This is a genomic window from Brevibacillus sp. NPDC058079 (genome assembly GCF_042885155.1).
GTDB lineage: Bacteria > Bacillota > Bacilli > Brevibacillales > Brevibacillaceae > Brevibacillus.
Genome location: NZ_JBHVSO010000023.1, coordinates 1 through 14,313, shown reverse-complemented (window position 1 = coordinate 14,313; position 14,313 = coordinate 1). Strand labels below are relative to the sequence as shown.

15 protein-coding genes and 1 pseudogene are annotated in these 14,313 nt (G+C 47.7%); 3 read left to right on the top strand and 13 right to left on the bottom strand.

Going from position 1 to position 14,313, the window contains the following annotated elements; all coding sequences use genetic code 11:
* The 4 genes and pseudogenes from ACFVS2_RS33080 to ACFVS2_RS33065 all read right to left on the bottom strand — a co-directional run.
* A pseudogene (locus tag ACFVS2_RS33080) lies at window positions 1-763 on the bottom strand (hypothetical protein); the annotation flags it as partial.
* A gap of 738 nt (window positions 764-1,501) precedes the next feature.
* Window positions 1,502-2,539 carry a DUF4367 domain-containing protein gene (locus ACFVS2_RS33075; protein WP_390240764.1) on the bottom strand — a complete coding sequence of 346 codons (1,038 nt, stop codon included), beginning with the start codon at window positions 2,537-2,539 and terminating at the stop codon, window positions 1,502-1,504.
* A gap of 266 nt (window positions 2,540-2,805) precedes the next feature.
* Window positions 2,806-3,192, bottom strand: coding sequence for a holo-ACP synthase (acpS, locus tag ACFVS2_RS33070; protein ID WP_173621364.1), 387 nt, complete (start codon window positions 3,190-3,192; stop codon window positions 2,806-2,808).
* 155 nt (window positions 3,193-3,347) lie between these two features.
* Window positions 3,348-3,596, bottom strand: a complete 249-nt coding sequence (locus ACFVS2_RS33065; RefSeq protein ID WP_173621365.1) for a gamma-type small acid-soluble spore protein — start codon at window positions 3,594-3,596, stop codon at window positions 3,348-3,350.
* A 170-nt stretch (window positions 3,597-3,766) separates the two neighbouring features.
* Between ACFVS2_RS33065 and ACFVS2_RS33060 the strand changes: the two genes are divergently transcribed.
* Window positions 3,767-4,018, top strand: coding sequence for a glutaredoxin family protein (locus tag ACFVS2_RS33060; protein ID WP_007721101.1), 252 nt, complete (start codon window positions 3,767-3,769; stop codon window positions 4,016-4,018).
* Window positions 4,019-4,039: 21 nt separating this feature from the next.
* Here the strand turns inward: ACFVS2_RS33060 and ACFVS2_RS33055 are convergent, their stop codons facing one another.
* From ACFVS2_RS33055 to ACFVS2_RS33020, 8 genes are all read right to left on the bottom strand, one after another.
* Window positions 4,040-4,375, bottom strand: a complete 336-nt coding sequence (locus ACFVS2_RS33055; protein ID WP_007721103.1) for an ArsR/SmtB family transcription factor — start codon at window positions 4,373-4,375, stop codon at window positions 4,040-4,042.
* A 96-nt stretch (window positions 4,376-4,471) separates the two neighbouring features.
* Entirely contained in the window at window positions 4,472-6,091 is a 1,620-nt protein-coding gene (locus ACFVS2_RS33050) for a GMC family oxidoreductase (RefSeq protein ID WP_390240761.1), read from the bottom strand.
* A complete protein-coding gene (locus tag ACFVS2_RS33045) occupies window positions 6,078-6,680 on the bottom strand; it encodes a gluconate 2-dehydrogenase subunit 3 family protein (protein ID WP_390240759.1) in 603 nt (200 codons plus the stop codon). Before ACFVS2_RS33045 ends, ACFVS2_RS33050 begins: the two co-directional genes overlap by 14 nt.
* Before the next feature lie 27 nt (window positions 6,681-6,707).
* Window positions 6,708-7,097 carry a hypothetical protein gene (locus ACFVS2_RS33040; protein WP_007721110.1) on the bottom strand — a complete coding sequence of 130 codons (390 nt, stop codon included), beginning with the start codon at window positions 7,095-7,097 and terminating at the stop codon, window positions 6,708-6,710.
* Between the two features lie 133 nt (window positions 7,098-7,230).
* Window positions 7,231-8,523 (bottom strand): arsenic transporter, encoded by a 1,293-nt coding sequence (locus ACFVS2_RS33035; protein ID WP_390240757.1) that lies wholly within the window; start codon window positions 8,521-8,523, stop codon window positions 7,231-7,233.
* 106 nt (window positions 8,524-8,629) lie between these two features.
* On the bottom strand, window positions 8,630-9,343 hold the full coding sequence (locus ACFVS2_RS33030; RefSeq protein ID WP_173621467.1) for an SDR family oxidoreductase: 714 nt from the start codon (window positions 9,341-9,343) through the stop codon (window positions 8,630-8,632).
* A 35-nt stretch (window positions 9,344-9,378) separates the two neighbouring features.
* A complete protein-coding gene (locus ACFVS2_RS33025) occupies window positions 9,379-9,930 on the bottom strand; it encodes an NAD(P)H-dependent oxidoreductase (RefSeq protein ID WP_390240754.1) in 552 nt (183 codons plus the stop codon).
* Between the two features lie 28 nt (window positions 9,931-9,958).
* Window positions 9,959-10,582 carry an ester cyclase gene (locus ACFVS2_RS33020; RefSeq protein ID WP_173621469.1) on the bottom strand — a complete coding sequence of 208 codons (624 nt, stop codon included), beginning with the start codon at window positions 10,580-10,582 and terminating at the stop codon, window positions 9,959-9,961.
* Window positions 10,583-10,753: 171 nt separating this feature from the next.
* On the opposite strand from ACFVS2_RS33020, the gene ACFVS2_RS33015 reads away from it, so the two are divergent.
* Entirely contained in the window at window positions 10,754-11,092 is a 339-nt protein-coding gene (locus ACFVS2_RS33015) for a winged helix-turn-helix transcriptional regulator (protein ID WP_390240752.1), read from the top strand.
* A 64-nt stretch (window positions 11,093-11,156) separates the two neighbouring features.
* On the opposite strand, the gene pstB is transcribed toward ACFVS2_RS33015, so the two are convergent.
* Entirely contained in the window at window positions 11,157-11,909 is a 753-nt protein-coding gene (pstB, locus tag ACFVS2_RS33010) for a phosphate ABC transporter ATP-binding protein PstB (RefSeq protein WP_137031113.1), read from the bottom strand.
* Between the two features lie 234 nt (window positions 11,910-12,143).
* Here pstB and ACFVS2_RS33005 point away from each other — a divergent pair, with 234 nt between their 5' ends.
* Window positions 12,144-14,189 carry a methyl-accepting chemotaxis protein gene (locus ACFVS2_RS33005; RefSeq protein WP_390240749.1) on the top strand — a complete coding sequence of 682 codons (2,046 nt, stop codon included), beginning with the start codon at window positions 12,144-12,146 and terminating at the stop codon, window positions 14,187-14,189.
* Window positions 14,190-14,313: the final 124 nt, after the last annotated feature.

Here is a 14,313-nt window from a genome sequence, read left to right as displayed (position 1 = left end):
TACCCGGTCCACGTCCTTGATGCGTGTTTTGCACCATTTCTTTTACCCGCTCACTGGCATTCTCATTCATTTTGTCTGCTTGCTCCTGCGTGAGCTTGCCTGCCGCTACCGCCTCTTTCAGCTTGGTTTCCTGTTGTTTTACCAACAAAGCCACCAGATCATCCACAGATACGCCTTGAACTTCTGCGATAGCAGCCAGCGATTTGTCTGCTTTCAGTTGTTCTTGGAATTTAGCGGCATCCAGTTTCAAAAGGGACAGCAGTTCTTCGTTTTTCTCGAAGCCACCGATGAACCCACCTTTGCCGAAGCCTTTATCCGGTTTCGCTTTTTCTACCTGTTCTTTTACGCGATCGCTCAGATTTTCAGACAGCTTATCTGCCTGCTCCTGCTTCATCTTGCCTGCTGCTACTGCTTCCTTCAGTTTGGCCTCTTGCTGTTCAACCAGAAGTGCTACTACATCGGCAGTGTCGACTCCTTGAGCTTGTGCAATCGCTGCGAGTGTTTTCCCTGCCGCAAGCTCTTCTTTCAGCTTGTCAGCATCTAGCTTCAACAGTGAGAGCAGCTCTGTATTTTCTTTGAAGTTTTCATTGAAGCCCACTCCACCGTGGTGGCCCATCTTGCCTGTTTTGAATTTTACTTCTGCCGGTTTATTCAATGAAGTTGGTTTTGCTGAATCGGCTGCCATTGCTCCGCCTATGCTACCCAGACTCAGAACCACTGCCATCGTTCCCATCAGCATTCCCATTTTCGCTTTGCTAAACATATACACTCAACCCTTTCGTCTTTGCTCGTGTAGTGTGCTTGCTCTTTGGTACAAGACCAAGTGTACATGGGTATTTTTAGATTCCCGTTTGAGAAAAAAGGAAAACTTGAGGGAAAATCGAGGAGTAGTTGTGAGATGAGTCAACATAGTGGAGGAAAAGAAAAAGCACAGTTCTCTTCGACTCTGACACGCCTGCAGGGGGATTCACTGGCCGTCTCCACTCCAAAAAGGGGACCGTTGAGCCAAAGCCACCCTACGGGCGGAAGTTTCTCAAGGAAGAAGTGTTCGACAAGCGTGGTCCCCTTTTTGGAGTTACGACTGGGGGAGGCTTTGTCAAGGTCTGCGAGCCCTGTGCTTTTTCTTTTCGCCAGCTTTTTTGATTCATCGCTTCTTTAAAAACTTAGGAAGTTCATCCTTTGAGTATCAACAGGGGGGTATTTTTCTTATATAGTGGGACAAAAGCTGCTTGGGAAGAAGTGCATTTCCAGTCCAAGCGCCTCTGGAGCCCACCTCAGCGAAGGATTGAATGTCGGGGAATTTCAGCTTCACTTATGAACTACTTCATCGAAACTTCTACGTTTGAAGCGCTCCCGACATTCAATCCGGAGCGGACAGTCTAACCCCTTGCGGGGCGTAGGCCGAAGCGTAGACTGGAAATGCGCTTCTTCCCCTCCGCTACAGCCACTCCCCCAAAAATAGCAAAAGAGGACGGCATTCACCGTCCCCTCTCCCACACTTTTATTTCGCGCTGAGGCCATATGTCGACTGTGCGACATTCACCATTTCTTCCTCAGGAAGATCCCCCGCGATTGTATATTCGATGCCGTCGAGCTCCCACGTCAGAAGTCGCTGATTTTCACCTGTCTGCGCAAGCACACCAACCGTAAAGCCGAGGTTCACAGGCATACCTTGCTCATACGACACAGATGCTGCTGTCGGGCGTCCTTCGATTACCTTATAGTTGTAGGCTCCTTTGTAGGTCAAGATGACTCTTCTCTCCCCATCACGGGTAACTGGCTCAATATCACCTTGCTTAACCCCTTCTGGCATATACGTAGGGACGATGACACCGAATTGGCTGTTCGGCTGTTTCACGACCTGTCCATTTGCTGGCGCCATTGTTGGGATCGTTGTCAACGAGCTTGTTGTCATGTTGCGCTCTTTGTCAAAGGCGTCTTTGTCAAACATAGGGTTGAACGAAAAATCAGTGAAATCAATTCGTACAAGCGGATTCATGCTAGCATCCATAATTTCAGCGTGCGTCGGTTTGAAATCTTCTGTCAGCCAAATTTTTTGCTTGGTCAAAGAACGATTGCCGCTGTAGTTCGCTTTCACTTCGAATACATACTGTTTTTCATCCATCTTCATTTGGCGCTCAGTGTCATCGATAATGCTCTTGGCCAACGTTTCGTATAGATACAACGGTCCGTTGTTCTCAGGCCAGCCACTTTGGAAGCGGAAGCTCTTGTTCAGATGCGGGGTCAGTACAAAGACTCCTTCATTGTTTCGCAAGATGATTTGTGTAATGCCACGCTGCTTCGAGGTGAGAGCTACCCGATAGTTGGTTGGCTTTTCATACCAGACCTGAACATCGTACTCCATGGGGGTAGAGCCTGTCTGCATGGTCAAAACAGCCTGAGACTTGTACCCAGACATTTTTCCCAGCGTACCGTTCAGGTCGCTCACCACATCTTCTGGTGTTTTCTGACCGAAACAACCGCCGAGGAACAGGGTGAAAACCAACAATAACACCAGTGGTAAAGCTACCCGTTTCATTCAATGAACTCCTCCTTGTCAATATTTTCGACAAAGAAGGGCATCCCTGTCTATTTCCTGGGAAATCTGTCAGTCTCTCGCCCATGCAGCGCATATCGTGTCAATGGTTGCGAATGGATACGAAGTTGGCGATATATCGCTTGGATCGGCTACAGACTTAGCCTTCCTGTGTAAGAGCAGGTAGTCCCTCCTGATCTACGCGATATAAATGTATGTCCATCCTCGTCCCAATATGCAGACAAGTTTATCGAGGTTGTTCAAAACATCTATCGTTCTTCTACAATTACTTGTGCAATCGCGTGTGTCTGGCTATGCGAAATGCTCACATGAATATGAACGCGAGCAGGGTCCAGATCGAGTTTGCTGTACACCTCGTGCTTTATGGTCATGATCGGCTTGCCCAAATCATTCGGGAGGATTTCCATATCCAAAAAGCTGAGTACAGCACCAATGCCTGTACCAAGAGCCTTTGCTCCCGCTTCCTTGGCAGCAAATCTGCCTGCAACCATTTCCGCCTGTCTCGTCTCTGCCTTTCCATGCAGGAGCTGTTGTTCATCTGTAGTCAAAAAGTGTTTGATCGCACGCTCTTGTCTTTTTATCAAAGTAGCGATTCGCTCTATTTCCACAATGTCTACGCCTGTTCCAATGATCATGAGCAATTGCCTCCTAGTGGGCTGATTTACGAATCACAGTATCATCCACTTCCACGCTTTTGCAAGTGCGAGGATAGAAACCACATTCCACCCATAGACTTTACGTAAAAATAAGAAAACCCCCGCAAATTGCGAGGGCTTTTGTCCGCTGGCTCCTACTCAGTAGCTTGGCCAGAAGATTGTTGTGCAGCCGATTGTTGGTTTTGACGGCGAACTTCCGCAACATTTGTCTCACTCGCGAACTCAGTCGCAGCGCCTTGGGAAGCAGCGCGTTGTGCGGATTGTTGGTTCTGACTACGAACCGCTGCTGCGTTTGTTTCACTTGCGAATTCAGTCGCAGTGTTTGCTGCTTGGCTAGCTTGGTTCGCTTTGCCCATACCCGCTTGTTTGTTTTGTTTAGGCATCGTTACTTTCACCTCCTCGACGTCACTGAATATAATTTGTACAGCCCCCTAAGTACGTATCCATCCTCATTTTTCCAAATCGTGCTGTTGCTCACTTGCTTTGTCGCGACCGATCATTCATATTGGAAAGAGCAAGGTTTCTACTCTGCTTTTGAAAGGAGCGATTCTGTATGGCTCACAAGGTTATTATCTATACCCAAGTCACTTGCGGTCCTTGTCAGGAAGAAAAAATGTGGCTGACTTCAAACAACATTGCTTTCGAAGACAGAGACATCCGTCAAAACGAGGCTTATTTCCAGGAAGCCATTCAATTAGGCGCCAGCATGACACCTGTAACCTACATTGAAAAGGAAAACGGCGAGCAAATTGTCATTCATGGATTTGACAAGGAAGAACTAAAAAAAGCGTTGGATCTCAATTGATCCAACGCTTTTTACGACTGATCAGCCAAATGAAGGTTCACTTGTAACTGATTTTTGTTTGACGACTGGCGACATGTCCGGCAAGTTAGACAAAATTTGCTTCACTTCAGGACTGCATTCCGCATTGACGGAGTAATAAACCCATGGTCCCTTCCGGCGCTCTTTGACCAAACCATGAGTTTTTAGCTTAGCCAAGTGCTGGGAAACAGAAGGCTGGGAAGTTTGCAAAATTTCCACGAGATCACGGACACATAAGGACTGTACTTGCAGGAGAGCCATGATCGTCAAGCGTGTCTTGTCACCAAGTAGCTTATAAGTCTCTGACAAAAACAGAACCTGCATCAAATCCATTTCCATAAGGATACCCACCTTTGCCTTACATATCTGCTTATCAGTATACTATATGGCTTATATGATGGGGAAGATAGAACGCAAAAGTTATGTGAATCCTGCTTATACATCTTGCTTTTTCATCGCCTCAATGATCTTGTCTGCAGTGCGCGCAGCCAGCGCCATGACTGTATTTGTCGGGTTGCTGCCACTCGAGGTAACGAACGTAGAAGCACCCGCTATGAAAAGATTGGGTATGTCATGTGACTGCCCATATTCATTCACAACAGAGGTTTCCCTGTCATTCCCCATTCGACATCCCCCCATGAGATGAGCGGTATCAGATACCACATGCTCCGGCTGTCCCCCCATCGCTTCTACAATCCGGTTCATTTGCCCAATAGCATGCTTGTACAGGTGTTTGTCGTTCTCCTGATAACTGAACGTTACCGTAGGGATCGGCATTCCGTATTCATCTTTTTCCCCAGAGAGCGTCACTCTGTTATCAGGATGAGGCAGTACTTCCCCGACCAAGGTGATCCGCGCGTACATATTGTAATCCAGCATGGTCTCTCGAAGCTGTTTTCCCCATAAATACGAGCCGTCTTCCCTCTCGGCAGCAATGGCAGCCGCCATTCCGACCGGACGTGCCCCGTGTGCACTCAACGTATATCCGCGGGCAAATCCTCGTTCCCGATCCGTCTCGTAAAAATGCTGGGTCAAAGCAAGGACAGGTGTTCCCTTATACAATCGCACTTCCTCCGGGAGTCGTCCGTATACATCATGACTGGAGTGAGGCATAATAGCTTTTCCTACCCATCCACTTGAATTCGCCAGCCCTTGCGGAAATTGGGCATTCGCCGAACTGAGCAGCAATCTGGGAGTCTCCACCACAAATCCGGCCAAAATGACTACACGAGCCATTTGCCTGTGCGTCAAACCATTATGGTTGAACAACACACCGCTGACCCGGTCGCCAGCCATCAAAATTTCTGTCACCATGCAGTCGGACAGCACCTCTGCCCCCTCCGCTATCGCTTTGGGGATATGATGAATCAACCCGCTGTACTTGGCATTCGGCATGCATCCTTGATTGCAAAAGCCACGATTGATACAGGGGGGACGTCCATCAAAGGGAGCCGATAAAATCGCCAGAGGGGCGACCACACTCTCGATCCCCAGCTTCTCACACCCTTCCCGGAACAGTTGGGCATTGGCACTGATTGGCTCCCGAACAGGGTACGGATACGGGCCTTGGAAGGAACCCCACGGAAAATGATTCGGACCTGAGACCGCAATTTCACGTTCAATCTTGTCGTAATACGGGGCAAGATCCTGATACGTAATCGGCCAGTCTTCCCCTACGCCGTCTACGGTCTTTGTCTTAAAATCACTCTCGTGGAAACGCAGGAACACCCCCGTAAAATGCACGGTGCCTCCCCCAATTCCCCGTCCTGAGTTGTTATGTCCCAAACGCAGCGGGTCATTGCCTGCTACCAGCCTCGTTTCCTGCCAGGCCAATCTCCGCATCGACAGCTCATCACTGGCAAAATCGTGTTGCGGGTCCCAAAACGGCCCTGCTTCCAGTACGACCACTCGCAACCCAGCCTTTGCCAGCTCATAAGCCAGCACGCCCCCTGCCGCTCCAGCGCCTACGATGCATACATCTGCGTCATCGGCGTATTTTCTTTGATCCACAGGAGTGGGGCGATGAGTAATCGTATGATGGTCATGACTCGTCATTTGCTTTTGCCTCCCATGGGTCCGTCAATCCTTTTTCCACCCGTACATAGCCGCGCGGATAAGCTGGTCCGCCGTAGCCGATATCCGACCAGACCAACGGATGTGAATAGTAAGCGCTAACTGTGTCATGCAGCAACACCTTGAAAAAATCTACGGGAGCTAAGTCTGTCCACGCCTCATGGCTTTGGATACCCCCATTCGCGACGTGCTGAAGAACGGCTTCCTGCTGGTCTAGCTTCAACGCAACGAAGTCAGTTCCATAAGCCGCATGACTCTCCGCATCAATCCCTTTCAAGCCCGAGCGGTAGAGCTCTTTTTTGGGTGGAACTCCGACCTTTCGTTGCGACTCACCGATATTACTAGCCGTTGTATTATCCAGATGCTCCACCACAAAGGTCAGCACCTCCAAACGGTGATCATGGACCAATACGCCTACAACTGTCTGCAAGACCAAGGATTCAGGCTTCGTAAAAAATTGATTGGCGATCGCGGGCATTTTTCTGGCCCCTACTACTTTCCTGGTGTGAGCATCCCACTCTGTATGCTGGTCCCAAACATCATAGGATGGGTAACGTCCAGGCTTCTCCATGTCCTCTCACCCCTTCGAAAACGATTTTTACCAAAACAGCGCAAGAAGCCCTAATGCTGACATTGCCGTGATCAGTAAAGGAAGAATCACAGGAGGACCGACGAGAAAATTTTGACCTTGTGAATAACCTCCCACACGCTGCCCAACCCCGACCGTATGCAAATATGCTCCGTACAAACCCCCAACCATGCCAACCACCATCATCAAGGCAAACACCCAACGTAGCCACCCAGCATTCACAAACGATAAAACAATAGCAGTAACCGCAAATACAGGGAGCTCAAGCACTGGAATCCACATTGCCCAATGTCGGAAGTTTTGTCTGGAGTGAAAAAGTGTGACCTGAACCGCAATCAGGGCAAACGCCAATCCAGCAAAAAGAATGAGTACGCGTTCGATCGGCCAGCCATGCCACATGGAAGCATCCTCCTTTTTATGTAGGTTGCGCCTATTTTTTCCGTCCTTGTCAGGTCCTATTCTGCCTATTTCACTGCAAGCAGCATGATGAATAGAAAAAGCCTGCTGACTTTAACCAGCAGGCTTTCATTCCCTATGAAAAATAAACCAACGTCAAATACAATCCAAGCAAGGTTACCATCAATGTCGGTACGGTCAAAATAACCCCCGTCCGAAAGTACTGCCCCCACGTAATCGTCACGTCTTTGCGTCCCAAAACATGCAACCAGAGCAAAGTCGCCAGTGATCCAATCGGGGTCATTTTCGGCCCCAAATCGCTCCCGATCACATTCGCGTAGATCATTGCTTCCCGCAACACTCCGTCTGCCTGGGTCCCTGCAATTGCCAGCGCGTTGAACATGACTGTCGGAAGGTTGTTCATCACAGAGGAAAGAACAGCAGCGAGAAAGCCCGTTCCCAAGGTCGTTGCCAATAAACCATGCGCCATGAACCAATCCAAGGTGTCCTTGACCAAGTCAGTCAATCTCGCGTTGTGCAGCCCCCACACCACGACATACATGCCAATCGAAAAAACAACGACTACCCACGGTGCTTCTTTTATAATCCGCCGCATGGCGATCGCTTCACTTTTTCTTGCAGCCAGGCAAAAAATGATGGCTGCCCCCGCAATGATGATAGAAACGGGCGTATGGATGGACTCGCTAATAAAAAAGCCAATCAGCAAGACCCCAAGAATCGGCCACGCCAGACGAAACATTCTCTGGTCGCGAATTGCTTCCTTCGGATTTTTCAGATGGGAAAGGTCAACCTGCGCCGGGATGCTTTTACGAAAATATAGGTACAAAACCAGCAGACTTCCACCAATCGAAAACAAAGTCGGAATGATCATTTTGGCCGCATACGCAGCAAAGCCAATATCAAAATAGTCAGCGGAAACAATATTCACCAGATTGCTAATCACAAAGGGCAAAGAACTCGTATCTGCAATGAACCCGCTCGCCATGACAAATGCCAAAACCGTTCTCCCATCCAGCCTTAATGCCCGCACCTGTGCCAACACAATCGGTGTCAAAATCAGGGCTGCCCCATCATTCGTAAACAAGGCGGATACGAGTGAACCAAGCAGGATGACATAAACGAACATAAGCCGACCATTTCCTTTGGCAAATCGAGCCATATGGAGCGCAGCCCATTCAAAAAAACCGATTTCGTCCAATACGAGCGAGATGATAATAATCCCGATTAACGCTAGCGTCGCATTCCAAACAATAGAGGTTACCTCTGCGACATCACCGATCGTGACTACCCCGATCGCCAAGGCCAACAGTGCTCCACCGACAGCCGGATAACCAATCGACAGCCCACGCGGTTGCCAGATGACCAATGTCAACGTGATCAGAAAAAGGAAGAATGAAATCCAAACCACTGCAAATATCTCCTTTCTAAAAACCAAAAAGAGCGGACCTCGAAAAGTCCGCTCTCCTACCATACTACAAATTGAAATGATCCGAAACGTCCGGTAATGGAATCCTTTAAAGTAAGATGTGGCCACCTTCTACATGAAGTACAGTTCCGGTTACAAAACTATTTTGGAGCAGGTATAGTACGCTTTGTGCAACGTCTTTCGCTTGTCCAACTCGCTTCACAGGGAGCTTGTCTGCCAATGTTGCATAGAAATTTTCGCGCACATCTTCAGGCATTTTGCTGCGTGATGGCGTATCAATTATGCCAGGTGAAACGATATTCACTCGGATTGGTGCCAGTTCCAAAGCGAGGGTTTGCCCCAGATTCGAAACCGCCGCATTGACTGCGCCAAGCACAGACGAACCAATCATCGATTTGTAGGCGACGACCCCGGAGAATAAGGTGATGGAGCCATTTGTTGAAATCTTCGGCGCTCCGTACTTCGCCGCGTAGTACTGACCCCAAAATTTGTTTTCGAACAACTTCCGCGCTTGGGTTGTATCCGTTTGAAGGAATGAACCGCCAGATGTTTCCGCAGCACTGACAACCAGATGATCAAACGTGCCTACTTTTTCAAAAAAGGCCTGCACTTGCTGCTCATCGGTGGTATCCAGCGTATACGCCGAGGCCTTGGAGCCTAGACTATCTTTTGCCTTCTGCAATTTATCTTCGGAGCGGCTCGCAATGATCACTTCTGCTCCAAGCGCTATTGCCTGTTTGGCTGTCTCCAAACCAATTCCAGAGCTTCCGCCGATGATTACTATCTTTTGATTGTGCAACATGATAGGATCTCTCCCCTTTCCTTTGAGATTTTCATTTAGAAACTCAATACTTGTTTGAGATGCGCCTCGAGTTCGGATGCAAATTGATCGATCTGCGGATTTTTGATGACATCATAGCAAGCAAAGCTCTTTACAGGTTGCATGCCTAAAAATTCCTGTACGCGGTGCAAATGGCTGATTGCATCTTCCAGGCTTTCCCCTTTAAAAAATTGGGTCGGATCGTTAAATGCTTTTTCTGGAGCATTCCAAGTCGTCGAGAACATATATTTTTTGTCGGTTAATAAGCCGCCTCTTCCGTATTGATTAGCACCTTTGAAAAACAAGCCGTACGCATATACTTCATCCATATATGTTTTCAATAACCCAGGGACACTGAACCAGTAGATGGGGGTTTGATAAATGATCATATCTGCCCAGAGAAATTTCTGGTGCTCTTCTTCCATTTTGTATCCATTTTGAATAATGGTAGTTCGTACTTGGTTCTCTTTTTCGAGCAGACTCACCATATGATCCATCAACGTTTGGTTCAGTTTTCCTTCTGATGAGCCATATTTTTGGTGACCATTGATGATAAGGATTTTTTTCATTTTTTACATCTCCTTTATGTTAGGACGTTCAATTTTCCGCTAAAACGCCAATTTGTTGCATAAAAGTTAAATTGTCTTCCAGGTGCCAGTCTTCAACCAGCTTCCCATCCTTGATGCGTAAAACATCGATCGCCATAAATTGAATAGGCTTCCCGGTCAAAGGTTTTCCCATAAACTCGCCTTTGCTCGTACCCGTAAAGGAAAGACGAGCTGTCACCTTGTCCCCCACTACCAGTAAATCCTCAATTTTGCATTGCAAGTCGGGAACTGCTTTCCGAAAGTTGCGAGAAGCGAATAACAAGCCATCGGGTCCTTGAGGTCTTCCTTTCGGCAACGTGTTATCTATGAAGCTTGGAGAAACTGTTTGTGCAATGAGATCCTCATTCCCAGTGTTCCAGAATCCGTAGAAACGTTGAGCAGCCTGTACCATTTCGGTAGCTTGCGTTGCGTTCAATGAGGAGTCAATCGTCATTGAAACGGGTTGAGGAAGATCCTTCAATAGTTGAATGTCTGTCTTGGAGGACAACACAGCAGTTTGATTATCATAAGCAGACGTTTTCGAATCAGTAGCGCATGCTGTTGCGAACAGCATCGTCCCGAAGATGACAGCAATACCAGCTATCGAACTAATTGTTTTGGTACGTGGAATCATGTTGTTCTAATCAGCTCCTTATTTAGAGTGGAAGTATCGTTCACATTGATATTGTAATAACACTAACTTCATTTATGGAAGTAGTGATATTTAATTCATATAGTTTCCGAAAAGATAGTATTGCGATATACTAGGCCAAAGAATCGCAAAAAAATTTTGGAGGATATTCCGATGAACGTTCTTGAGCCAATCGGACTGAACAAAGGAACCCCGGGCCAACCTTGCCCCATTGCCAAAACGCTTGACGTTATAGGGACCAAATGGACCTTTTTAATCATTCGGGACCTGCTTATCGAGGGAACACTGCGTTTCAGCGACCTGCTGAAATCCATGGATGGGATTAGTCCGAAAACACTGTCGCTCAGACTGAAGGAATTGGAGGAGCACGGCATATTGGAAAGGAAGGTGTTTCCGGAAGTCCCTCCGCGCGTGGAATATACGTTAACGGAGAAAGGGAAACGATTGGAAGGTATTTTCATTGAGTTAAAGAGATTCGGGTTACATTTATAAATGTTTTAAAATCAAAAAGAGCGGACCTCGAAAAGTCCGCTCTTCTTCTATCATACCTATTGAATTATCCGAAACGTCCGGTAATGTAATCCTCTGTTCTTTTGTCACGAGGATTTTGGAAGATCGTCGGGGTACTGTCAAACTCGACTAGCTCTCCATTCAAGAAAAACGCAGTCTTATCGGAAATACGTGCTGCCTGCTGCATGTTGTGCGTCACGATTACAATCGTATAACGGTTCTTCAGCTCTTCCAACAGCTCTTCGATTTTAGCTGTCGAAATTGGGTCCAGAGCAGAGGTTGGCTCATCCATCAAAATGATCTGTGGCTGAACAGCGAGTGCCCGAGCGATACAGAGGCGTTGCTGCTGTCCACCAGAAAGCCCTGTTGCTGGCTTTTTCAATACATCCTTCACTTCATCCCAAAGCGCTGCTGCCTTGAGGCTTGTCTCTACCAACTCGTCCAGCTTGTTACGATCGTTCATGCCATGAAGTCTCGGTCCGTACGTGATGTTGTCATAGATGCTCTTCGGAAAAGGATTCGGATGCTGAAACACCATGCCGATATTTTTGCGAAGTCGCTCCACTTCTACGCGATTACTATAAATATCCTCATCGAACACTTTTACCGTTCCCGTAATTTTGGTGTTCGGTACAGAATCGTTCATTCGATTCAACGTCCGTAAAAATGTAGACTTACCGCAGCCGGACGGGCCAATTAAGGCTGTAATGGAATCAGGCTCTACATCCAGATTTATATGATAGAGGGCTTGCTTATTACCGTAGAAGAGATTCAACTCTCTCACCGAAATAACACTCATACGGTCTTCGCTCCTTCGTGGTTGTTACGTCCTTTTACTTCCCCACTATAGCGCACCAATGTTAGGGTTCCGTGTGATGTTTATTAAGTTTCGATAAAGTTTTTGTTTTGGGACTTTTTACATAGGTCATTTTACATTAAGTTATGGTAAATCTTGCTGGTAAAGCATATACGCTCCTCTAGGTACCCCCTACAATGAAACTGAACGTTTTGACGAATAAGGGGAGAACAATGAATGCCAGACATAAGAAAACTATGGGGTCACTCGTCGTTTCATTACCGTTCAATTTTCACCAGGCTGTTTGCAGGCATTATGGGGATGGTAGTCTGCATGATGGCAATCGCCGCTTTCTTCATCAGCTATCAATCCGAAGCCACACTTAATGAAAAAACAAAGCAGCAATTACACGAGGCATCAGGTGCAGCTCTACAGAAAGTACATAGCAGGGTCTATGACATCGTAACCGCCTTGCAATCATTTGCTTCCACTTATAAAAACAGTAAGGTCACCAACAGTCAGATCTTTGGCATCTTTACAGATATGTCGGCCAGCAATCCTACGATTTCCGAATTACAGATCGTCACCACAGACGGACGGTATTTAACCTTTCCGGGATCACCCCTCGACAGTTCCTACGATCCGCGAAAAATGGACTGGTATGAGGGCGCATTGAATCAACCACAGCAGGGGGTTTTTGTCTCAGATGTCTTCCAGTTTTCCGAGACAGAGTTTCCAAAGATCGCCGTCTCACTCCCTTTGCGCAATGACGACGAGGAGCCCGTAGGCGTCGTCGTGGCATTTGTCTCTGTCCCGAAGCTGAGCGAATCCATCGGGCAGATTAAACTGGGGGAAACCGGATATGCCATGATCGTTGATCAACAAGGCAAACTGGTCGCTCATCCCGATCAATCCTACGCGTTGCAGCGTCCCCTTCTCTCGGAGCTTGCGATCGTGCAAAACGTCATCGCTGGTCAATCTGGCTACGAACCGAGCAGGATCAATGGAGTAGACTCTTTTGCCGCCTATCAATTTGACCCCTCCTTGAAATGGGGAGTGATCGTCGCACAGTCGGTATCCGAGGTAAAAAAAGAGGTCCGTCGCCTTCAGCTAACCATTTTGGCCGTCTCGCTCGTCGGACTCGCTGCACTCGCACTAATGCTGTATGTGTACGTACGTCGAATCATCAAGCCAATAAAGGAAGCACAACAAAAAATGTCCGCCTTTAGCGAGGGCGATCTCCTGCAAACCATGCAGGTACAAAGCAATGATGAAATTCGCCAGCTGGCTGACAGCTTCAATCGAATGAGTGAACAAATCCGGACAATCATCGGTAAAATCCAGTATGTTATCTCAGACGTCAAACAAGTAGCCGATCATGTGGGAAAAGGCTCCCGCCATTCTCACGCCATGCAGTCAGAAGTCGTATCCGTAACAGAGCGGCTTGCCCAAGAAATGGACAACCAGCAAGAGCAGATCGATGATATCCACGCCACAATGGCCGGCATCACGCAAGAAATGTCTCGGATCACAGACTCCATGGAAAAAGCAATCGTACAGAGCCAGGAATCACGTCAGCAAAATACCAAAGCAGCAACCTCCATTGACTTGCTAAAAGAAAATATGCACAGTATCTCAGAAGATATGAAGGCTTCTATGGATGCCATGTCCTCCATGAGAGATAGCATGAGCGACATCAACGAAATGCTCGGTTTGATTTCCGCCATCTCCAAGCGAACCAAGCTTTTGTCCTTCAATGCCCGAATCGAAGCTTCCAGGGCTGGACAAGCCGGAGTCGGCTTCAGCGTCGTAGCAGACGAGATTCGCTTGCTGTCCGACCAGACCGAAGAGGCATCGGCCCGTATTCAAAAGGTAATTGAATCAGGCGAAGAACGAATGGAGCACGTAGCCGCCTGCTTGCAAACGACCGATCATGCTACTGTCAATGGCATTCAAACCTTGCACCAGGCCGCTTCTATCTTTCACAATACGATCGAGCTCAGCGAAGCGTTGACTGCGCAATTTGAATCGATCAGAATGCTCACAGGAACAATCTCGACACAGAGCCAAGCCATTTCACAGCGGGTAGACAATCTATCTGCCTCTGCACAGCAAGTCGTATCAGGTACACAGCAAGCCGTAGCCGCCAATCAAGAAAGTCTATCCTTATCGGAGCAATTTCTTGATGACTCCCTGCGTTTGGCAGATATCGTTGAGGATCTAGAGCAAGCGATCAAATTTTTCAGAGCGGAAGACAGTCCCTCTCTCCAAAGACATACATAATGATAAGAAAAAGCCCTCCCGCAAGCACAGGGACTGACCCCCGTTTCTAGGACAGGGATCAAAACACCTTACAAGTTTAAGCAGCCAGTCCTCGGAATTCAACCGGCGACTGGTTGTTTAGTTT

Coding starts and splice junctions, on each gene's coding strand:
- ACFVS2_RS33075 (WP_390240764.1), bottom strand. CDS start 2,539: ATGAAACGGGTAGCTTTACCACTGGTGTTATTGTTGGTTTTCACCCTG.
- acpS (WP_173621364.1), bottom strand. CDS start 3,192: ATGATCATTGGAACAGGCGTAGACATTGTGGAAATAGAGCGAATCGCT.
- ACFVS2_RS33065 (WP_173621365.1), bottom strand. CDS start 3,596: ATGCCTAAACAAAACAAACAAGCGGGTATGGGCAAAGCGAACCAAGCT.
- ACFVS2_RS33060 (WP_007721101.1), top strand. CDS start 3,767: ATGGCTCACAAGGTTATTATCTATACCCAAGTCACTTGCGGTCCTTGT.
- ACFVS2_RS33055 (WP_007721103.1), bottom strand. CDS start 4,375: ATGGAAATGGATTTGATGCAGGTTCTGTTTTTGTCAGAGACTTATAAG.
- ACFVS2_RS33050 (WP_390240761.1), bottom strand. CDS start 6,091: ATGACGAGTCATGACCATCATACGATTACTCATCGCCCCACTCCTGTG.
- ACFVS2_RS33045 (WP_390240759.1), bottom strand. CDS start 6,680: ATGGAGAAGCCTGGACGTTACCCATCCTATGATGTTTGGGACCAGCAT.
- ACFVS2_RS33040 (WP_007721110.1), bottom strand. CDS start 7,097: ATGTGGCATGGCTGGCCGATCGAACGCGTACTCATTCTTTTTGCTGGA.
- ACFVS2_RS33030 (WP_173621467.1), bottom strand. CDS start 9,343: ATGTTGCACAATCAAAAGATAGTAATCATCGGCGGAAGCTCTGGAATT.
- ACFVS2_RS33025 (WP_390240754.1), bottom strand. CDS start 9,930: ATGAAAAAAATCCTTATCATCAATGGTCACCAAAAATATGGCTCATCA.
- ACFVS2_RS33020 (WP_173621469.1), bottom strand. CDS start 10,582: ATGATTCCACGTACCAAAACAATTAGTTCGATAGCTGGTATTGCTGTC.
- ACFVS2_RS33015 (WP_390240752.1), top strand. CDS start 10,754: ATGAACGTTCTTGAGCCAATCGGACTGAACAAAGGAACCCCGGGCCAA.
- pstB (WP_137031113.1), bottom strand. CDS start 11,909: ATGAGTGTTATTTCGGTGAGAGAGTTGAATCTCTTCTACGGTAATAAG.
- ACFVS2_RS33005 (WP_390240749.1), top strand. CDS start 12,144: ATGCCAGACATAAGAAAACTATGGGGTCACTCGTCGTTTCATTACCGT.